At 42.2% G+C, this 21,954-nt stretch carries 17 protein-coding genes; all 17 read left to right on the top strand.

Going from position 1 to position 21,954, the window contains the following annotated elements; translation table 11 throughout:
* Nucleotides 1-95 precede the first annotated feature (95 nt).
* Nucleotides 96-2,159 carry a TonB-dependent receptor gene (locus DW000_RS03260; protein ID WP_120055005.1) on the top strand — a complete coding sequence of 688 codons (2,064 nt, stop codon included), beginning with the start codon at nucleotides 96-98 and terminating at the stop codon, nucleotides 2,157-2,159.
* A 62-nt stretch (nucleotides 2,160-2,221) separates the two neighbouring features.
* On the top strand, nucleotides 2,222-3,205 hold the full coding sequence (locus DW000_RS03255) for an ABC transporter substrate-binding protein (protein WP_120055003.1): 984 nt from the start codon (nucleotides 2,222-2,224) through the stop codon (nucleotides 3,203-3,205).
* A complete protein-coding gene (locus DW000_RS03250) occupies nucleotides 3,189-4,190 on the top strand; it encodes an iron ABC transporter permease (RefSeq protein ID WP_004694675.1) in 1,002 nt (333 codons plus the stop codon). The genes DW000_RS03255 and DW000_RS03250 overlap by 17 nt, the downstream gene beginning before the upstream one ends.
* Nucleotides 4,187-4,975, top strand: coding sequence for an ABC transporter ATP-binding protein (locus tag DW000_RS03245; protein ID WP_120055001.1), 789 nt, complete (start codon nucleotides 4,187-4,189; stop codon nucleotides 4,973-4,975). Before DW000_RS03250 ends, DW000_RS03245 begins: the two co-directional genes overlap by 4 nt.
* A 251-nt stretch (nucleotides 4,976-5,226) precedes the next feature.
* Nucleotides 5,227-5,814: a DedA family protein gene (locus DW000_RS03240; protein WP_008602158.1), complete on the top strand. Its 588-nt coding sequence runs from the start codon at nucleotides 5,227-5,229 to the stop codon at nucleotides 5,812-5,814.
* 10 nt (nucleotides 5,815-5,824) lie between these two features.
* Nucleotides 5,825-7,456: a glycosyltransferase family 39 protein gene (locus DW000_RS03235; protein ID WP_008602161.1), complete on the top strand. Its 1,632-nt coding sequence runs from the start codon at nucleotides 5,825-5,827 to the stop codon at nucleotides 7,454-7,456.
* Between the two features lie 487 nt (nucleotides 7,457-7,943).
* Nucleotides 7,944-8,897, top strand: a complete 954-nt coding sequence (locus tag DW000_RS03230; protein ID WP_008602163.1) for an ABC transporter substrate-binding protein — start codon at nucleotides 7,944-7,946, stop codon at nucleotides 8,895-8,897.
* 10 nt (nucleotides 8,898-8,907) lie between these two features.
* Nucleotides 8,908-9,660, top strand: coding sequence for an ABC transporter permease (locus DW000_RS03225; RefSeq protein ID WP_120054999.1), 753 nt, complete (start codon nucleotides 8,908-8,910; stop codon nucleotides 9,658-9,660).
* Nucleotides 9,661-9,671: 11 nt separating this feature from the next.
* Nucleotides 9,672-10,445 (top strand): ABC transporter ATP-binding protein, encoded by a 774-nt coding sequence (locus DW000_RS03220; RefSeq protein ID WP_004698211.1) that lies wholly within the window; start codon nucleotides 9,672-9,674, stop codon nucleotides 10,443-10,445.
* Nucleotides 10,446-10,854: 409 nt separating this feature from the next.
* A complete protein-coding gene (locus DW000_RS03215; RefSeq protein ID WP_120054997.1) occupies nucleotides 10,855-11,652 on the top strand; it encodes a uracil-DNA glycosylase in 798 nt (265 codons plus the stop codon).
* Nucleotides 11,653-11,705: 53 nt separating this feature from the next.
* Entirely contained in the window at nucleotides 11,706-12,782 is a 1,077-nt protein-coding gene (locus DW000_RS03210; protein ID WP_120054995.1) for a DUF805 domain-containing protein, read from the top strand.
* 395 nt (nucleotides 12,783-13,177) lie between these two features.
* Nucleotides 13,178-15,346 carry a ribonuclease J gene (locus DW000_RS03200; RefSeq protein WP_120054993.1) on the top strand — a complete coding sequence of 723 codons (2,169 nt, stop codon included), beginning with the start codon at nucleotides 13,178-13,180 and terminating at the stop codon, nucleotides 15,344-15,346.
* Nucleotides 15,347-15,539: 193 nt separating this feature from the next.
* The gene (locus DW000_RS03195) at nucleotides 15,540-16,499 is read left to right on the top strand and encodes a DUF2232 domain-containing protein (RefSeq protein ID WP_120054991.1); all 960 of its coding nucleotides are present in this window, start codon (nucleotides 15,540-15,542) and stop codon (nucleotides 16,497-16,499) included.
* Between the two features lie 16 nt (nucleotides 16,500-16,515).
* The gene (locus DW000_RS03190) at nucleotides 16,516-18,543 is read left to right on the top strand and encodes a DHH family phosphoesterase (RefSeq protein WP_120054989.1); all 2,028 of its coding nucleotides are present in this window, start codon (nucleotides 16,516-16,518) and stop codon (nucleotides 18,541-18,543) included.
* On the top strand, nucleotides 18,540-18,986 hold the full coding sequence (gene rplI, locus DW000_RS03185) for a 50S ribosomal protein L9 (protein ID WP_008602173.1): 447 nt from the start codon (nucleotides 18,540-18,542) through the stop codon (nucleotides 18,984-18,986). The genes DW000_RS03190 and rplI overlap by 4 nt, the downstream gene beginning before the upstream one ends.
* A gap of 69 nt (nucleotides 18,987-19,055) precedes the next feature.
* Nucleotides 19,056-20,414, top strand: coding sequence for a replicative DNA helicase (gene dnaB, locus DW000_RS03180; protein ID WP_120054987.1), 1,359 nt, complete (start codon nucleotides 19,056-19,058; stop codon nucleotides 20,412-20,414).
* 253 nt (nucleotides 20,415-20,667) lie between these two features.
* The gene (locus DW000_RS03175) at nucleotides 20,668-21,951 is read left to right on the top strand and encodes a DNA repair protein (RefSeq protein WP_120054985.1); all 1,284 of its coding nucleotides are present in this window, start codon (nucleotides 20,668-20,670) and stop codon (nucleotides 21,949-21,951) included.
* Nucleotides 21,952-21,954 lie beyond the last annotated feature (3 nt).

The following is a 21,954-nucleotide window of genomic DNA, read 5'->3' as shown; positions in this document are numbered from 1 at the left end:
AAATAATATTGATAGTTATTCTTAATGAATATATAATTGAGATTAGATATCGTTTTATGCTATTAGAGCCCTAATATATTTTCTGGAGGTGTGTGATGAAAAAATCATGGGCAGCACTATTGTGTGTTGTATATCTAACATCTGCTACTGGTGTGGTAGGTGCAGAAAATAATAGTTCTACAAGTGTAGTTAGTGTGAATAAATCTCAAAATAATACGAGTGATGAGCAGTCAAGACATATGAAAGACATTACGGTTACCGCTACTCGTACGGAGGCTTTAGTTCGGGATGTACCAATTGCGACAACGATTATTTCACAAGAAGAAATTAAAAGTCGCCAATATCGTAATTTAGAGCAAGCCTTACAAAGTGTGCCAGGCGTTGCTTTCAGCACCGATGCTCATGGTGGACAAAATATTACGATGCGTGGTGCCGAATCTCGTCATACATTAATTCTTATTGATGGACGACGTGTTACGGGAGAGTTGACGAAAACAAGAGCTAATGCTATGGGCTGGCTTCGTCAAGGCATGGATAATGTGGAGCGTATCGAAATAACGCGTGGTCCTTCGAGTGCCCTTTATGGTTCCGAGGCGAACGGTGGGGTTATTAATATTATTACAAAACAATCCAGAAAGCCAAGTGTAGAGGTTAATACTGAAATTTCCCGACGTGATGCATCGAGTGCGACAGGGTATAACTTCAATGTATTGGCTCGTAGTGGACAACAAGGAAAGTGGAACGGATCGATTGGTGCTGGAATTCGTAGGAATATAGCGGGAAATAATGATTCTGGATCGGATAATAACTATCATGGTGACCAGATACCGCTTCATTTTGACGTATCTTATCAAGCGGGAAAAAGGGATAAATTTTCCTTCTTTATAGATCGAGAAACTGAAGATTTGGATATGAATACGAAAAAGGGTAGCGCATTAACTCAATCGGTTGATAAAAATACGACGACTACAAGCACAGGCCTTCGTTGGAATGACCGTCGCGGTCGGTCATCGCTTATGGTGCAGTCTTACTACAATCATTACAAAGACACTTATGATCAATATAAGCGCACGGGTGGCATAAAAAAACTATCCATTTGGGATGAATATTATAATAAAGAGTGGATTACAGATGCACAGGTTAATACGGCAATTGATAAGAAGAATCTCTTGACGTATGGCGTTCAATTCCGCCGTCAAGAAGCGATTAGTACGCGTATTAATAATGGCTCCATAGCATGGTCAAGAACTCGAGAAGGTATTACAGATACCGCGGGTAAGGCAACCATTAATTACGGTAGTTACTTTGTGCAACATCAATGGAAACCTAGTCGTAAATGGGTAATTATTCCTGCTGTTCGCTACGATACGTCAAATGCATTTGATAGCCATTGGTCGCCTAAGATTGGTGTTACCTATAAAGCAAATGATAGTCTTCGCTTTAAAATGAACTACGGTGCAGGCTACTCCACACCTGGTATGACGGAAATGTATCATCATTGGCTTATGGCATCTAATGTGCCGAGAGGGCGATTAGGAACTTTCGATATATATTTGCAAGGTAATCCTAATTTGAAACCTGAAAGCTCTTATAACTTTGATTTCTCTGTAGAAAAAGATTGGAAACGGACAAATGTTAAGGCGTCCTATTTCCACAATGTTATTAAAAATTATATTGAAAGTGGTGCTAATCGTATTGATATGGCAAATCGCCGAATTTATGTTTCGTATTCCAATTTACCTCGTGCTGTATTGCAAGGTGTGGAATTATCTGTAAATCATAGACTCAATGATAAATGGGATGTATTCGGCAACTATACATATTTGGATGCGAAAAATGACGTGACCCACGACCGTCTGTTAAACCGTGGTCGCCATGTATTCAGTGGTGGTGTTAATTATCATCAAGGTCGTTGGACTGGTGCGTTCTGGGGTAATTATTACATTAACTACCTTGATGGCATTGATGCTATTGTTGTTAACCCACGTCTCAGCATTCCGAAGAAGAAAAATATTCAAACTTGGAATGTTATGGTGACTCGTCAGTTGAATGATAATGCATCCATGTATGTAGGGGTTGAAAATATATTTGGCGAAAAACAAGACTTACGGGATATTCATGGCGCTACATATCGCATAGGTCTTAACTTGCGTATGTAATATAGTGGTATTAATTTGAAACTATAATGTATGAGATTTAGCTTGCATAAGTAATCTGCGAGGTGATCATTATCAATAGACCGTTATTATGTTTATTGGGTATTGTTGCCGTTGTGGGAGCTTTCACTACGGGTATAAGTTTTGAAGGCAAGCGAGAGGTATTCAGTGAGGCAGGTGCTATTCAGATTGAAGATGATACGAAGCAAATTGTGTCGTTGCCGAGTGCAGCAAGTCGAGTAGTATCTATTTCTTCGGCGGATAGCGAATTACTCATCGCTTTAGGCGTTAGCCCGGTAGGCGTAGTAAATTCAAGGGAGTTACCGGTAGAGGTGCAGGCTAAAATTGCACAGTATCCAAATATGAATAGTGCTGTATCTCCAAGTATTGAACGAATTATTATGTCCGATCCGAATCTCGTTATCGGCATTGCCATGCCGTTTCAAACGGCGTTGCGCAAAGCATTTAATGCGAATCATATTCCTAGCTTTTACCATCTATCCTCCAATTATGATGACATCATGGACCATATTCGGCATGTGGGCGCTATGACTGGTCATGATAGGGAGGCGGCTGCATTGGTCCAGAAATATAATGATATCCTAACGGAAATCATACAGCGTCATAAAGACGAGCCTGCGCCGCGTGTCCTCATCGTTTTTGGGACGCCTACGAGTTATCAACTAGCCTCCAGTAAAACATATGTGGGAGATATTTTCCAAAGATTAGGAGCAAAAAATGTGGCTGATGTATATTTGCCGCAGGATGTATCGGAGAATGCTTTGGATGGATATATTCCGCTTAATCTGGAGACGATGGCCGTTCTTGATTGCGACAAGGTTATCTTGATTAATCATGGCAGTAGCGGTGAGAAAGATATAGCAGCTTTTAAAAAGGCTTTTAAAACGCCGGCATGGCAGAATGTACCTGCTATTGCTAATGGGAATATAGAGGTCTTGCCGGGTCCGTTGTTTGCGTCGGTGCCGACTGCCCGAATGGATCAAGTGTTATTATATGCGGAAAAGGTGTTATATGGACAATCTCATTAATGTGCAGGAACGTCGTGGCTTACGCGTTTTTGTGGCTGCGCTGATTCTGTTAATAGCAGGTGTGTTGCTGAGTATGAAATTGGGTGCCGTTCCATTAACTTGGGGCGAATTATACCAAATCATAACGGGTGGCGATACATCAAAAATTGGTCAAATTATCATGACTATACGCTTACCACGTGTTGTAGTGGGATTCTTAGCGGGCATGAATCTTGCCTTAGCTGGCGTGATTTTACAAGGTATCTTGCGAAATCCTTTGGCGGATCCTGGCATTATTGGCATTACCTCTGGTGGTGCTTTGGCGGCTATGATCATCATGATTCTCATGCCTACTTACGTTATGCTTGTTCCTATTGGTGCTTTTGTTGGTGCATTAGTGGCATCGTTTTTGGTTTACGGTATTTCTTGGCAAGGTGGACTTAATCCGTTGCGCCTTATCTTAGCCGGTGTGGCTGTAGCGGCTTTCTTCGGCGGGTTTAATACGATTTTGTCCGTTTTTTATCCGGATCGTGTTCAAGGAACGGTGAGCTGGATGGCAGGTGGTTTTGTAGGGCGCAGTTGGGACGATGTGATGATGATCTGGCCTTATACGGCTATAGGCATTATTGGATCTATGATATCTATCAGATGGCTTACATTGCTTAGTTTAGGCGATGATACGGCACGCACCTTGGGTGTGCATGTTGAAAGATGCCGACTTTTGTTGCTCGTATTAGCCTCTTTGTTAGCCGCATCAGCAGTGAGTGTGTCGGGGATGTTGGGATTTGTAGGTCTTATAGTGCCTCATGTGGCGCGCCTCATCGTAGGTGTGGATTATCGTTACTTGATTCCTACGTCTATGGTCTTTGGTGGTATATTAATTGTTTATGCAGATACATTGGCGCGCATGATGATTGCGCCTGGTGAAATTCCTGTAGGCGTACTGATGAGCTTTTTAGGTGCTCCATTCTTCTTGTATCTATTGAAAGGGGTGGGGCGAAGATGAGTGTGTTAACCGTCGATAATATAACGGTAGGCTATGGAAAACGATTGATACTGGAGAATCAATCTATCGTCTTTGATAAACCGGAAATAATATCTATCATTGGTCCAAATGGTTCGGGAAAATCAACATTTTTGAAAGCTTTGGCGCGGCTTATCAAGATAAAACAAGGCACCATATCGCTGGATGAAAAATCTTTACATTCGTGGAATACGAAGGAATTAGCGCGCCATATAGCTTTGTTACCGCAAATTACGACCGCCCCTGAAGGAATGTTAGTTGAGCAGTTGGTTCGATCCGGACGAAATCCGTATGTATCGATTTTTAAGGAACTATCTGATGCGGATTTAGCTGCTGTGGAGCAGGCGATGAAATGCACAGATGTATGGAAATATCGGTATCAGCAAATAGGGGAACTATCCGGCGGTGAACGGCAGCGCGTATGGCTTTCATTAAGTTTGGTGCAAGAACCGAATATTTTACTTCTCGATGAACCGACTACTTATCTTGACAGTCGCCATCAAATTGAGTTGATGGAGCTAGTTAAACGCACACAGCGGGAACGAAATATTATGGTCGTTATGGTGCTCCATGATTTGAATCTAGCTTTGCGCTATAGTGACCGCATTATTGCTATTAAAGAGGGAGCTATTGTAGGTGATGGAACTCCGCATATGATGATGACTCCAGAGAATTTAGCAGAGTGGTTCGGTATTAAAGCGGATATTTTACAAAGCCCTCGCAGTGAAGAAACATGTCCTATATGTGTACCATATGGTCTTGCTTAGACAGAGGAGCTTAGGTACCGTATAGTCAGTTAATTGTTAGCTGTTTTTACTGAAATGTACACAATAGCAAAAAAGCTATTTCGAAAATTGCATACTGTTTATACCTTAAAGAGACCCCACCTGTGGTGAGGGTCTCTTTATTATGGTAAAATATATAGTGTACTAAATGGTTGGGTGAAATTTTCACGAAATGATGTACAAGCATAAGTACATTATAGAACCCGGATGGGGATTTTTAATGAGGTAAAATAGTGGAATATATTATTTCGTTTATGGAAACATATGGCTATACGGCCATGTTTATTGCAATGGTTCTAGAAAATGCTAACGTGCCTATTCCAAGTGAAATCGTACTTGGTTTTGCGGGGTATTTGATAGCTCAAGGCATATTTGATATGCATACAACAATGGTGGTAGGTATCTTAGCAGGTATTGTTGGTTCTATAGTATCCTACTGGATGGGTGAGCATGGTGGGCGCCCTTTATTATTGAAATATGGTAAATATATATTCTTTAATGAACATAAATTTGAACTGGCAGAAAAGATGTTTAATAAATATGGCGGTGTAGCTGTATTTTTTGGTCGACTTTTACCTGGTGTTCGTACCTTTATCTCCTTCCCTGCAGGAATGGCACGCTATCCCATGTGGCATTTCATCATCTGGACGGTACTTGGTACGATTCCTTGGACGATTTTGCTCGTTTACTTAGGCAAGGTACTTGGTGAAAATTGGCAAGACCTTATCGAGTACAATCATGAGTTCTTGATTGTTATGATCGTTGTATTTGTCATTATAGCTGTAGTACTGGGCTTTAGATACTATCGTAATCGTCGATAAGGAGGCCCTTATGAAACTCTCTCGATTAACACCAGTCGTATTTATTGTGTGGCTAGTGTTTTATATGTTTGGCAATAATATGTTGCCTGTTACAGATCCCGTTGAATCTAATTATGCGTTAACGGCAAAGGAAATGGTTCTTTCGGGTGATTGGCTATCTCCGCAGATTTATGGTACTTATTGGTACGATAAACCCATCATGATTTATTGGCTCATTGCTCTTGGCTTTAAAATCTTTGGGATTGCTGATTGGGTGGTGCGCCTACCGAGTGCTATTTTTGGTGCTTTGTCGGTGGCGACCATGTATCAATCTACGCGTACCATGAGCGGTAAGTGGGCACTTGGTCTCATTGGGGCATCCGTTCTAGGCACATCTCTCATGTTCTGGACCGTAGCACATGGCGTTATTACGGATATGGTGCTCCTCTATACGACGTTGATGGTCATGATTTACTCCTACAAGGGACTGGTAGAACAGAAACCGTATGCCATGATTGTAGCCTATGTATTTGCTGCGTTAGGCGTACTCACTAAAGGTCCGGTAGCCATTGTGTTGCCTGGTATGATTCTACTTGTTTTTGCAGGTATTAATCGTTCTTGGTCTATGGTGAAAGCCATCTTCGATTGGCGTGGCATTTTAGCTTTTTGTGTAGTTTGTTTGCCGTGGTATGTGTACATGTACAGTGTTCATGGTCAAGACTTTATCAATGGCTTCTTAGGGCTTCACAATGTGACTCGCGCTACTCAATCGGAGCATCCAGAAGATAATGTGTGGTGGTATTATCTCGCTATCTTCCTTGGTGCTTCTATGCCGTGGACGGGTGCTGTTATTTACGGCATAATCGATGGCTTTAAACAACGTCATACAGGGTTTATCTATAATATGACTTGGGGTGTTGGAATTGTGCTATTCTACACCTTGATGGCAACAAAATACCCTCTATATACCTTTGTTAGCTTAGTCCCATTTAGTGCTATCGGTGCTTTGGGCGTTATGAAGCTTATTCGCAAAGGCAAATCTAGAGCCTTAAAATGGATTATTATGGGGCCGACGTTGCTTTTGTGGATTGCTTATGTAGCAGGCTCTTTCTTCGCACCATGGGGTTTTTATTGTTTGCTCTATGTCGTGGTTGCTATGGCAATATTGGCTATGTTCTATACATGGTATACGAAAAGAGGATATCGTTTAGTTACAATTATTGTCCTTGGTACTATGGTTATATCTTCTATAGTTGTTATGGAAGGTTTAGAGCCATTCGTTAAGCAACGTAGTAATATTGATGTTGTTCCAGTAGTGGATTCCTATGAAGGGGATGTCTATTACTATAATGGCTATAGTACGGCTGTTGTGTATTATACGGGCCATAAGGTTATCAAGATTAATGGTGATGAAAGCCGCTGGGATGATCGAGATAAATTAAACAAACGTAGCGCTGAATGGCAGAAGAAATATCTTATGGAACAAGTAAGTGAAGAGGAATTTAACAAGATTATCGAATCTGGTAAGCCACTTATGTTAATCGTTCCTAAAGGGGAAATTAAGCATTTCCGTCAGTCCTCCATTTATCCACATGTATCTGAGTCTAGTGAAGCAGGTACATCTGAAGTTTACGTACTAAATAAAAAGACTCTATTCAAATAATTGTGAAAAGTTAATAAACATTACAAACAGGTAGTATCCAATGATATGTATCCCCTTTACTGGTTGTCTAGTAAAGGGGGTACATATCACAACGAATACTATCTGTTTTTTGTTAATTAGCACCTTACCACTTTTTGTTAATTAGTTGTTTGCTGTTTTGGTTAATTAAAATCTTGCGGCTTTATGTTATCTGAAAGTTTACTGGTGTTGATCCTCTATATACTATCTATTTATTTGCCTTTTATATTAAAATGCTTATTTAAATGAATAGGATCTTGTCTATATTGATATTTTTCGTACATAAATAATAATACCTACAATATTAATATGATTTATTGACATAATTAATACATATTGATATAGTAGGTTATATTAAGTTTAGAAGACGAGGTGTTCTAAAGCCTGATTTCATCTAAGGTTTAGAAAAATGCGAAAATTGATATGAGTCATAAACGCCCCTTGTTGTGAGGTAGAAAGAGGGGACATTATGAAGAAATTTTGGTATCTATTCATTGCTATCGTGCTGTTGATAGTAAGTGGGCTAGCGTATGGTTATCATGAACACAGTAAACCAAAGACCGCCCAAGAATTAAAAACCGTGCGCGTTGCGTATTTACCGATTACGCATGCGCTACCCGTATTTGCTATGAAGGAACTGGAGACAGCAGATGGTCCAGTTCATGTAGAGCTTGTAAAATACGGTTCCTGGCCGGAACTTATGGATGCGCTCAACACCGGTAAAGTAGATGCTGCAGCTGTTCTCGTTGAGCTCGGCGTAAAGGCTCGTGAACAGGGCATTGATGTGCGCGCAGCGGCATTAGGCCATACGGAAGGTAACATTATTGTTGTAAATAACGATATTAACTCTGTACAGGACTTGAAAGGTAAATCCTTTGCTATCCCTCATAAGCAATCAACTCAAAAGATTCTCGTAGACCTCATGCTTGAACAGGCAGGTCTTAGCGAGAAGGATGTACAGATAGTGGAGATGAGTCCTCCTGAAATGCCGTCCGCATTGTCGGTCGGTCAAATCGCTGGCTATAGCGTGGCGGAGCCATTTGGTTCTCTTGCTATAGAAATGGGAGCTGGGAAGGTCTTTGAAGACCCTGATCACTTATGGCATGACAATATCTGTTGCGCCCTCGTGTTCAACGGTCAATTCGTCGATGAACACCACGATTTGGCGAGGGCTTTCACAAAAGCTTATCTCGATGCAGGTACATATTTAGACGAGCATCCGGAGGCGCAAAAGGAGATTTCCTTAAAATACATGAAGTTTAAGGATCCTGTTATTGAACATTCCCTCAAAGTGATTGGGTTTAAAGATTTAGCCCTTACAGAGGAGCGTTACAATGCGCTCGTGCATCACATGACACATATTGATTTAATCAAAAACGTGCCGAGCTATTCAGAGTTTGTAGATCAAACATTGTTACCATAGGAGGGGGACCATGAAGAAATATACATATGTGCCAGGCTCATTTGTCGCAGCGTGGCTAATTTGGGAATTAATCGTTCGCCTTGGCGGATTTAACGAAGCCTTGCTGCCGACGCCATACAAAGTGTTGCTCGGCTTTGGGGAGCTCATCGGAGACGGCGTGTTATTCAAGGATGTTGCGGACAGTTTGGTGCGCTTTTTCATAGGCTATATCATTTCCGTCGTAGCCGGCGTATTCCTGGGACTCATTTTAGGCTGGTATAAGGGTATTTGGAACTATATTAACCCTATCGTTCAGGTGATTCGTCCCATTTCACCGGTGGCATGGTTGCCGTTTATCGTACTGTTCTTCGGTATCGGACAGGCGCCGGCTATCGTCATCATCTTTATTGCGGCGTTTTTCCCGGTTCTCTTATCCACGGTGTCCGCGATTCAGAATATCGATCCCGTATACATCAAGGTGGCCCGAAATTTTGGTATCAAGCAGCCGGAACTGTTATTTAAAATCGTATTGCCCGCCGTGTTTCCCGGCATCGCATCAGGACTTCACATCGCGCTCGGAACGGCGTGGATTTTCCTGGTGACGGGGGAAATGGTAGGCTCTCAGACGGGTCTTGGATTCCTCATCATCGATATGCGGAACAATTTGCGTAACGATCTTCTGATGGTGGCGATTTTGACGATTGGCTTTGTAGGACTTTTGCTCGATTGGGGCGTGTCCCTCATCGAAAAATGGATTTATAGACGTTGGGGCATTGAGAAATAGGAGGTGGACGCATGGGTTACATTTCGGTGCGCAATGCACACAAGGAATTTATGAAAGATGGAGAACCGCTCACCATCCTTGAAAATATTAATCTGGACATTGAACGAGGTGAATTTATTTGCCTTTTAGGTCCTTCCGGGTCCGGTAAAAGCACGCTTTTAAATGCTATGGCCGGCTTTGAGCTCGTTACTTCGGGCTCTATTACCATCGACGGCGCGGAGGTGAAAGCACCTCAACTGCGGTATGTAACGGTCTTTCAAAATTACGGACTGTTGCCGTGGCGAACGGTGGAAAGCAATATTGAACTGGGCCTTGAAAGCAAGAATGTACCTAAGGAAGAGCGACCTGCTATCATCGACAAATACGTGAAAATGGTGGGGCTCGACCATGCGCGCAATCGCTATCCGGCGGAGTTGTCCGGTGGGATGCAGCAACGTGTATCCATTGCGCGGGCGTTGGCGGTCGATCCGGACATTATCTTCATGGATGAACCGCTAGGGGCCCTCGATGCGTTGACACGCATCAATTTACAGGATGAAATCTCCCGTATCTGCCGTGAAGAGGGTAAAACGGTCGTATTCGTTACGCATGATATCGAAGAGGCGGTGGTTCTTGCGGATCGCGTCGTAGTGCTCGCTGCTAATCCGGGACGGGTGCAAACCATTATCCCCGTCAATCTCATCGATAGGACGGACCGGACCTCGGCGTCCTTCGTCAATATTCGAAACCACATATTTGAACAATTCCAACTCGCCAAAGAAGACAAAATCGAGTTTTATATATAATTGTGATATTGTATATATTAATAGCAACAGAAGTCTGACAAAAACTGTAGTTTCAAAGATAGTAGAATCATTCATTACCATCAAGGTTGTTATATGAGGCTTTGATGGTAGAGAATCTTAAGTCGCTTTGAAATTACAGTTTTTTATATTCCGTTGTATGTGGATATTTTGAATATTAATTTTGCATCAAACTTTCAGAAATGGGTGCTATTATAAATATAGTAACAGCAACATTTTAGGTAGTGCGTGATTATCGGATATAGTATCACATATCATGATTGGGCATCGTAATATATGGATTGTATTACTATAGGTTTTAGTGTATAAATACAGTATATAAAAGCTTGATAATCATGATATACAGCATTATTAATTATATGGTTCGGTAGTATAAATTGGGGGAAATCCTATGTCCTTATTTGCACCAGAGGAAGAAAAAACGCTGTCTTTTGATGAATATATGGCCTCGTTTGATGCGGATCGGGTAGCAAAAGTACAGCAGTTTGTAGACTGGCTCGGTCAATATAGAGGCGAGCTTGTTCACAATCCGTGGGGTGAGGTGAATTCCGACCTCGAAATTGTTCGGTCTGACTTTGATGCGGCGCAGGTGCGTCGTAACAATTTGACGGCGTATTTGTTGCCGCGGTTGGGACGCTCCAAAATCTTTGTAGTGGCAGAGGCTGTCGGATATCAAGGCGGGCGTTTTTCGGGCATTGCCATTACCTGTGAGCGCATGTTGTTGGATAAGCATAAAACAATTCGGGCGCATCAGATAACGCCTGTTACATTACAAAGAACTAGCTCCCCTGTGAGTCCAATGCTGAAACGGACTCAACAGGAACAAGGGTTCAACGAACCTACGGATACGGTAGTATGGAGTGCCATCATTGAACAGGGAATCGATCCGTACGATGCACTGTTGTGGAATATATTTCCCTTTCATCCTCATAAGGCGGACGAACCGCTCACTAATCGGACACCGACCGAGTCGGAGCAGCAGCTAGGTTGGGAATATACGAAAAGACTGCTGGCATTGCATACCGAATTAGGTGGACCGAAGTCGCTCGTGCTCGCTGTCGGTCAAAAATCGGCGGACACGATGGGGCGATTCGGTCTTTCAGCCATCGGTCTTAGACATCCCGCTAACGGTGGGGTTAATTTATACCGTGAAGGTTTTGCTAAAGCTATAGGCCAATTTATACCGTAAAGATCTTGTTGAAGCTATATAGAGAGAGAGTTTTGAGATAGAAGGTATTACATATGAAACGTTATTGTGAATCCTGCCGTCAATATTGTGACGAGGCGGCCATGTTCTGTCCGCATTGCGGGCAGTATACGACTGCGGTGGAGGTTGAGAGAATTGCACCGGAAGGGGATATTATCTATCCGCTGGCGCATTATCAGTTGAGTTATAAGGATACATTTCTTTATGTGGTAGGCCGCAAATTTATGAATTCAGATGGCCGCGCGTCTAAAGGAGAATTTTTGCGGTTCTTTTTGTTGTGGCTATTAGTTATCGTTGGAATTCTGGCGCTTGCTTATGGACTTACGGCGGTGCTTCATAGGGGTATTTATTTAATCCTGTTGGCATGGATGTTACTGACAATCATCGGTCTAGTCTTGCTAATTCCGTTGGGGGCTCTATGTATCCGTCGCCTTCATGATACCGGTAAAAGTAGTGAACATCTATTTTTTGTTTTAATACCTTTTATAGGGCCAATAATTCTATTTGCTCTACTGTGTAAGAAGGGTGAACCGAAGGCCAATCAATATGGTGAGGCGTTAAGGAACATCGTCATTGACAAACGGTTGGCATCTATTATGAAAGTATCGCCTACGAGCAGTGCTTTCACCACTCGAATTCTCGTTGCATTGCTGGTGAGTGCTATCTGCGTATGCAGTGTTTCGGCTCGTTATATGGGACCGGAAAGTGAACTGGAGCTGGGCGGATGGTTTACGAACATCATTGTCGGTCAAGGCAGTGATGAAGCTGCACGGGATGCGATACACGATTATTTTGATGCCGTCAATGAAAAGAACTATGATAAGGCTTTCACCTATGTTATCAATCAGACTAAGACGAATCCCGTAGAAAAGCAAAAATGGATGGAATCTATGAAGTCGGCGCCGAAGGTGGTTGTCGGGTCCTTAGGTGCGAGTCGTATCACTCGTATAAACAGCATGAAACGCATCATTTACGAAGCGGATCTGCAAGTCACTAAACCCGGAGATGGCGCGGTTGAGGCTGCGCACATGACACGCTACATATCTCTGGTCGAAGAAAATGGCGAATGGCATATTGAAGGATTTTATAAAAGTATGCCAGATGATAAATAATGAAATGCTTTGGGGTGGTTCGGTTTGAGCCGCCCTTTTAAGTAGTAGTAAAATTTTATGTTACTTTTGATGAATCAAGCGTAGAACTCTTTTGTTTATGTTGTTTTTATGTTATAATGAGCACAACGTATGAAAGTGAGGCTTTCATCAAAACAGATCGGACTATATTGCACTGCGTATCGGATTGAGATAAAAATAGAAGTCTCTTGCGGTTGAAGCATCTGATAGTGCACTATACTCATTTGCTACGGCAAATGGCACACAAACTAGGAACGGCAAAATTTGATAGCGCATTTTTGCGCCCATTTGACGAGACGCTAGTATAATAGCGCCTTTTTCTTTGTGTGACATTTCCTCGTGGCATAGATCAATTCAAGTGATAGGTGAGAAAAACTATGTTAAATAAATTAATGAACAAAATTTTAGGAGGAACTGTGAATACAACAGATAATCAGGTTACTGCGCAAGTGAAAGCAGAACCGACAGTAGCAAAAAACGCTACTCTTACAGCTGCGGCTGAAGGCGAGCAAAAACAAACACGTCGCCGTACAAATACACGCCGCCCTGCTGGCGAAGGTCGTACGCGCCAACAAACAGCTGGTGAAGGTGAAGGTTCAACACGCCAACGCCGTTCTACAAATACTCGCACAAGTGCGAATGGTGGCCGTACTAATACGACTCGCCGTACAAATACACGTCGCAATGCCGAACAAGGTGAAGGTCAAGAACGCAAAACTCGCCAAACTCGTGCACCGCGTGGTGAAAATACACGTAATACGCGTACTAATAATGGTCGCAATGGTCAAAATGGTCAGAACCGCAATAATAACCGCCCAAATAACCGTTCTACAGGTTGGAATAATCAAGAGGAACAAGTGGAATTAGTTGGTCGTACACCAAATGGCGCCAACAAGGGCAAATTCCAAATCATCCCACTAGGTGGTCTTGGTGAAATTGGTAAAAATATGACCATCTTCCAATACGAGGACGAAATCATCGTTCTTGATTCAGGGCTTGCATTCCCTAGTGAAGATATGCTTGGCGTAGATATCGTTATTCCTGACATGAGCTATATTATCGAGAATAAAGACCGCGTGAAAGCTGTCGTAATTACTCATGGTCATGAGGACCATATCGGTTCTTTGGCGTACCTTATGAAAGAAATTAGTTGCCCAGTATACGCAACAAACCTCGTTTGTGGATTAATCGAAGGCAAGTTTAAAGAACATAAGGTATCTCCAAAATGTCTACGTACGATTGCTGCTGGTGATGAAGTTCAAATTGGTCAAGTGACTGTTGGTTTCATCCAAACAAATCACTCCATTCCTGACTCCTGCGCTGTATACTTTAATACACCAATCGGGACGGTTCTTCATACAGGGGACTTTAAAATTGACCAAACCCCAGTTGATGGCCGTTTGATGGATATGCACAAATTTGCTGAGCTCGGTAACAAAGGCGTATTAGCACTATTGTCGGACTCTACAAATGTAGAAAAACCAGGTACTACCGGTTCTGAAAGTTCTGTAGGTCCTGCGATTAAACAAGCCGTTGGAGAAGCAAAAGGCCGCGTTGTTTTGGCAACATTCGCATCCAACGTATCCCGTATCCAACAAGCTATTGATGCGGCGGTTATGTTCAACCGTAAGGTTGTAGTTATGGGCCGTAGCATGGTCAATGTTACAGAAATTGCTCAAGAGCGCGGATACTTGAATATTCCACCAAATACAATCATCGACGTAGATGTAATGCACAACTACACAGATGACCAAATCATGATCTTAACGACTGGTTCTCAAGGTGAACCGATGGCAGGCTTGTCCCGTATGGCAACAAGCAATCATCGCACTGTAGAATTGGCACCGAATGATACTGTTATCATTTCTGCTACACCAATTCCAGGCAACGAAGGTGCTGTAGGTAGAACTATCGATAACTTACTTCGTTTAGGTTGTAATGTGGTATATGGTAAAGACCGTGGTATCCACGTATCTGGTCATGCGAGCCAAGAAGAGCTTAAAACAATGCTTAACCTTGTTCGTCCAGAATACTTTATCCCAGTTCATGGTGAGTACCGTATGTTGCGTCGTCATGGTGAACTTGGTGTGGCCATGGGCGTAGATCCTAAGAAAGTTCTTATCGGCGATAATGGTCAAATCTTTGAATTTGATAAAGATGGTGGTCGCAAAGGTGGCCGCGTACAAGCTGGCGCTATCTTCGTTGATGGCCTTGGCGTTGGTGACGTAGGTAATATCGTTATCCGTGACCGTCAACAATTGGCACAAGAAGGTATGGTTATCGTTGTTATGGCGATGGACAAAGCTTCTGGTACTATCGTAGCTGGTCCAGATCTCGTATCTCGTGGTTTCGTATACGTTCGTGACGCAGAAGAACTCATGCTTGCTGCGGAGCGCCGCGTAGAACAAGTTCTTGAAGATTGCGAAATGCAACGCATCAAAGACTGGACAACCATTAAGCAAAACGTACGTGACGCATTGGGTAAATTCTTCTATGATAAAACCCGTCGTCGTCCTATGATCTTGCCGATTATTCAAGACGTATAATCTTATATAATACAGAAAAGTACCGCACCTCATGGTGTGGTACTTTTGACATTCTAAAAGAGCAATAAAAACTACCATTAATAGCATTGCTATCGCATTCGTCTACTATATGGGGTATTTGAAGTTACCCTTTTAAACTGTTATAATTAAAAGATACCAATTAATATATCTTCTTATGTAAGAATGGTGATTTATGAAACAAACAAATACAAGAGCGATGGTAGAAACTGCCTTTGTATCGACCATTGTTGCTATGTTGACTATAATTGGGGCAGTCATGCCGTTTTCAGCTTTTCTAGCAACTATGGTAGCTCCAGCAGGTATTTCTATCATTGGTATCCGTTGGGGTAGTAGATATAGCTGTACTTCCTCAATAGTAGCCTTTATATTAGTAACACTCTTTCTTGGACCATTAATTGCTATGTCTACCATTTTAGTATATTCATTGCCTAGTATATTTTTGGGGGAAGCTTTTAGAGCAAACTGGTCTTTTAGAAAGTTAATATTAGTGCCTGCTGCTGTATTGCTTGGTATGGGCCTCTTACAATTAGTGGTTGCTAATAGTTTTGCATCTGTAGATTTTATTAGCTTAGGACAAAATGTAAATAATGAGTTAAAAGAAGCTATGATTGAGTCTATACGACAGCAATCAGCACCGCAAGAACAGATTGATACGATGATTCAGCAACTTAATTATTCATTTGCTCAAGCAGAACGTATGATGTTGTCATTATGGTTCTGTGCATGCTCTATCATAACGTATATCATGGCTAAGTTAGTATCTTATATTGGTCGTCGAACTAATACAGTTCATAGAGAATTACCTCCCATGGCTACTTGGCGTATGCCGATTTGGGGTGCTGGAGTTCTAGCCATAGGGATTATTATTATTTATGGCTTATCCTATATTGGATATGATAATAGTTTACTTAAAGATATCGGAATGAATGTTGCTTTTGTGGGGGCTTTCATTTGCTTAGTTAATGGTATTACCTGTTTAATGGCAGTTATGAAAAACTATGGAGTAAATGGATTCTTTCAATTTATAATTCTTTTCTTCTTATATACAATGAGTCCGTATGGTCTTGTTTTCTATGGTATTTTTGATATGTTTTTAGATATGAGAGCACGTTTCGAAAAACGTAGCTCATAATAGAAAGGAGGCCGTTATGAAATCCTTTCAACGGAGATGGAAAGGTTTAGAAATTACCATTGTTGCCGTTCTCGTATTATTGCTATTATTGTTGGCCTATTTAAATTGGGCTATTGCAATTTTAGCATTAATCATTGTAGTAGCGGCGTATTTGGTTAATTATAATACCCTTCATAACCGGCGTCGTTTAGCAAGAGAACAGTTTAGTGCGATGATGAAAAACGTCACACAAGCTTCTAACTTTGCTTTACAAAATTTGCCAATGGGGATTGTTCTTGTTAATAAGCAAGGCACCTTGGTGTGGAATAATAGTGTTTTCGCTGACTGGGTTAAGGTGGACTGGAATAAGCTCCAAAAAATGTCTGCGTTGTTACCTGGTTTCCGTATCGATAAAATTTGGGGTAAGTCCGGATATATGACGGAAAAATATGAAAATCGATACTTCCAAATTATTTATAAATTTATCGATCCTCGGGATACGCGATCAGATATTGATAGTGAAGATGAACTCGCGGAACATGCAGTGATGGCATTGTATTTCAAGGACATTACAGACTTAGAAAAAGCCCGTATTAAAGCGGAAGAGGGCCAGCCTGTATGGGGCATGATTCAGATTGATAATCTCGAAGAATTGACAAAAGGTCTTAGTGATCGTGAGTATACTAGTATTTGGACAGATATAAATAATATCATCATGGATGAAATTGACCGCTACGAAGGTTTTATTCGTAACTTCCAAGATGATATGTATACCTTTGCCATTTCTCGTGGTGCACTTCATGAGATGGAGGAAGATGGTTTTAAAGTGCTCGAACGAATCCGGAAAGTACCATCTCCTCGTCAAGTACCAGCTACGATTTCCATTGGTATTAGTGAAAATGTAGGCTCTGTGAAAGATGTATCTGGCCGTGCTCGTGCAGCCTTAGATATTGCATTAGGTCGCGGTGGTGACCAAGTGTGTATTATGGATGGTGAAAGTACGCGCTTCTTTGGCGGTAATACGGCAGGCGTTGAGAAGAATACGCGCGTTCGTGCTCGTGTTGTATCTCAAGCGATACATGAGCTTATGATTGATTCTGATAAGATCCTTATCATGGGGCATCAGCGCGAAGACTATGATGCCTTAGGTGGCATTATCGGTGTAGCAGCCATTGCTCGAGCACTTGGTAAAGACGTGCGCATTGCGCTTTCAAAAGAAACTAGCGCCATCGATAAAATGGTGAATGTTCTTAACGAGTCAGAGTTCTGGAAAGAGAATATTATTACTGCAGAAGCTGCAAGAGTATGGGTAGATGCGAATACGCTCACTGTCGTGTGTGATACGCACCGTCAAGAAATGGTGGCGGCTCAAGAGGCGCTTGAAATTTCTGAACGACGCATCGTTATCGACCATCACCGTCGTGCAGCGGACTTTGTAGAAAATCCATTGCTCACCTATTTGGAACCAACTGCATCGTCCACATCTGAGCTCGTAACAGAGCTTGTTCAATATGCAGGCGTTCCTGTGAAACTTTCAAAAGCGGAAGCTACAGGCATTTATGCAGGTATCGTATTAGATACGAAGAACTTTGTTCAACAAACTGGTGCGCGTACCTTTGAGGCTGCAGCATTTTTGCGCCGTGCAGGAGCGGATATCGACAGAGTTAAACAATTGTTTATTGAAACTTTCGATTCTATCCAATTGCGTGCTAAAATGGTATTTGAAGCAAGTCGTACTGAAGGGATTGCTATTTCCGTAGCGCCTGAAGGTTTAAAGGATATGATGGCGTTGGCTGCACAAAGTGCGGACATGCTCATTAGTAATGAAGATATTGAAGCAGCTTTTGTACTATATTCCTTGAATGACGGCGGTATCGGCGTCAGCGCTCGATCCAAAGGCAAGGTAAACGTACAAGTTGTAATGGAAGCCTTGGGTGGTGGCGGTCACAGAACTGTGGCTGGTGCTCAATTACAAGGTATGACCATAGAGGAAGCGAAGCAGGCCATCTTGGAGCATGCTCTTGAGGCACTTCATTCCGCAGAACAAGAGGAGGAACAACAATGAAAGTAGTATTGTTAGAAGATGTTAAAAAAGTTGGTAAAAAAGGCGAAATCGTTGAAGTTAGCGATGCATATGGTCGCAATGTATTGATCAAAAAAGGCCTCGGCCTTGAAGGTACAGCAACTAACGTAAATAATGCGAAACAAAAACAAGAATCTATTGCTCATAATAAAGCCGTTGCAAATGACGAAGCTAAGATTTTGGCAGCTCAATTGACTAAGATTGAAGTAACTGTAAAAGTTCGCATGGGCGAAGAAGGCCGTGTATTCGGATCCGTTACTGCTAAAGATATTTCCGATGCTGCTAAAGCTCAATATAAAGTAGATATTGATAAAAAGAAAATTGAAATTAAAGAACCATTGAAAACATTGGGCGTACATGACGTACTAGTTCGTGTTCATCCTGAAATTACAAGTACTATCAAGGTTAATGTAGTAGCCGAATAATAGTATTCACCATGCTCTTTGAGTATGGTGAATTCTTTTATCCATAGTGGTTGTGTGAAGGGGATTATCATGGATGTACGCATTCCACCGCATAATCTAGATGCGGAAAAGGCCGTTTTGGGGGCTTTATTAACTAATGGATCCAATATGGGAGCCGTTGTAGATACGGTGACGAGTATTCTTAAATCTGAAGATTTTTACCGCGATGCACATCGTATTATTTACGATGCTATTTTAGAAATCGTGCATGCCAATAAGACGGCTGATTTTATCACCGTTGGTGAAGAACTAGACCGTCGTAAGCGCCTTGATGCAGTAGGTGGTCTTGCTTATATTACATCTCTTGCGAATGAATCGGTTTCCTACAATGTTGAGGAACATGCGAAAATCATCAGTGAGAAAGCTCAGTTGCGCCGCCTCATCGATGCAGGGAATAAAATCGTAGGCATGACGTATGCTGGCGAAGATGAGCCGACGGCCATTCTCAATAAGGCAGAGCAAATGGTGCTAGATGTAAGCGGTCAAACTCAGGCTGAATCATCCTTTGCAGCCATTGGTGAAGTGGTTTTATCTAATCTAGATAAACTCAATGCACTGCAACAGCATGATGGTGCTATTACAGGTGTGCCAACAGGCTTTAAAGATGTGGATCACATTTTCAACGGCTTACAAAAATCTGACCTCATCCTCGTAGCAGCTCGTCCTGCGATGGGGAAAACAGCTTTCACCTTGAACATCGCTCAAAACGTAACGATGTTGTACGACAAGACAGTGGCGTTCTTTTCCCTGGAAATGGGCAAGGAACAGCTCGTTGGTCGTATTTTGTCCTCCGTGGCAGGTGTGAGCTCTGAAAAATTGCGCCGTGCGAACATGGATCCTGCTGACTGGGAAAAGGTTATTGCCGCAGCGGACCGCATGAGTAAATCCAAGCTCTTTATCGATGATACGCCGGGTCTTACCGTACAAGATATGCGCTCTAAATTGCGCCGTCTCAAGGTGGAACATGGTCTCGATCTCGTTATCGTCGATTATATTCAGTTGATGCAAGGTCGAAATGCTGGTAAGGGCAGTGAAAATCGTCAACAAGAGGTGTCCGAAATCTCTCGTAATCTTAAACTGATTGCTCGTGAATTTAACGTACCGGTTATCGCTTTGTCTCAGTTGTCTCGTAGTGTTGAAAGCAGACCAGATAAACGGCCTGTACTTTCGGACCTTCGTGAATCTGGTTCCCTCGAGCAAGATGCGGATATCGTTATCTTCTTGTACCGTGATAAATATTATGATGAAAACTCTGAAAAAGGGGACAATGCAGAAGTCCTCATTCGTAAAAACCGTAACGGTTCCGTCGGTACCGTGGAACTCCAATTCGTTGGAGAATTAACACAATTTAGAGACGTAGAATTCCGAGACCTAGGGCCAGAACAATAATGAAAACTATCCGTGGGATGCCCTATATTGATGGGACCCCGTGACATAGCTACATTTTAATTAAAAAGAAAGGACTATACTTCTTTGCTCCTCGTGACCTGATGTCGCTGCATAAGTATAGTCCTTTCTTTTTAAATATAAAAACAAACATATGTTTGAAAATATTCTATATTTTTGTTATACTAATCATAGAAATTTTTGTGTTCTAATTTTTGTAAAAGCCAGTTTTTTAGCGGTTCGGGGAGGTGTTTGTATGGGGTCAGCTGATACGGATCGGTTGTATATGTGCATTGATTTGAAGTGTTTTTATGCGTCTGTAGAATGCGCCGATTTGGGACTGGATCCGTTTACAACACCTCTGGTGGTGGCCGATGGTTCTCGTGGCAAGGGGGCTATTACGTTGGCTATTTCTCCTGCCTTAAAAAAGTTAGGTGTTAAAAATCGCAGTCGATTATTTCAGATTCCACCGCATATTGAGTATTTGACGGTGAAGCCACATATGAAGCGGTATATGCAGGTGTCTGCTGAGATTTATGGAACCTTGCTCAAGTATGTGGCGCCTGAGGATGTACATGTGTACTCTATCGACGAGTATTTCATCGATATCACGCCCTATTTACCACTATATAAAAAGACGCCTCGTCAGTTGGCGCAGATGTTGCTCGATGTGGTGCTAGCGGCAACGAAGATTTATGCTACCGTTGGGATTGGAACGAATCTGTTTCTCGCCAAGATTGCCCTCGATATTTTGGCGAAACATGCGCCTGATTTTATAGGCTATCTTGATGAAAGCTTATTTAAAGAGAAAATCTGGTATCACCAGCCCTTGACCGATATATGGCAGATTGGTAAGGGCATAGCTAATCGACTACATAAATATGGTGCCTATGATTTGCATGGAGTTACCTTAGTGCCTGAGGCGAAGTTGTATAAGGAGTTCGGCGTTAATGCAGAGCTCATAATCGATCATGCTTGGGGCCGTGAGCCTTGTACGATTGCGGATATCCATGCGTATCGACCTATTAAGCACTCTATCTCGCACAGTCAGATTTTGTTGCGTAATTATACCTATGAAGAGGTATACGTGCCTATGCGCGAAATGGTAGAGTCCTTGGTGTTAGAGCTTTTACAAATCAAAGGGGTCACAAATCATATTCATGTCCATATCGGCTATGCTGATGAAATGGTGCGCTCTACAGGGGGTTCTAAAAAGCTTAAGCAGTACACAGATTCTCTACAAACGTTGACGGCCTCAGTTATTAAATTATACGAGCAGTATTGCCGTAAAAATGAGCTCATCCGTCGCATAGGAATCAGCTTTGAGGATTTAGTCAATCGATCTGCCATACCTCAAGAGGTGGACCTATTTAGTACTCTTACTACAAATGCAGAGGAAAAGGAACGACAGGTACAAGAGGCTATGCTATCCATTAAGGAACAGTTTGGTAAGAATTCTATTTTGCGTGCATCGAGCTTACAAGAGGAAGGAACCATGCGCTTTAGAAATACCTTGGTAGGCGGTCATAATGGGGAATAGATA

Origin of the sequence: Veillonella sp. AF36-20BH (genome assembly GCF_003602765.1) — a bacterium.
Lineage (GTDB): Bacteria > Bacillota > Negativicutes > Veillonellales > Veillonellaceae > Veillonella > Veillonella hominis.
This window is presented reverse-complemented; position numbering and strand designations above follow the sequence as displayed.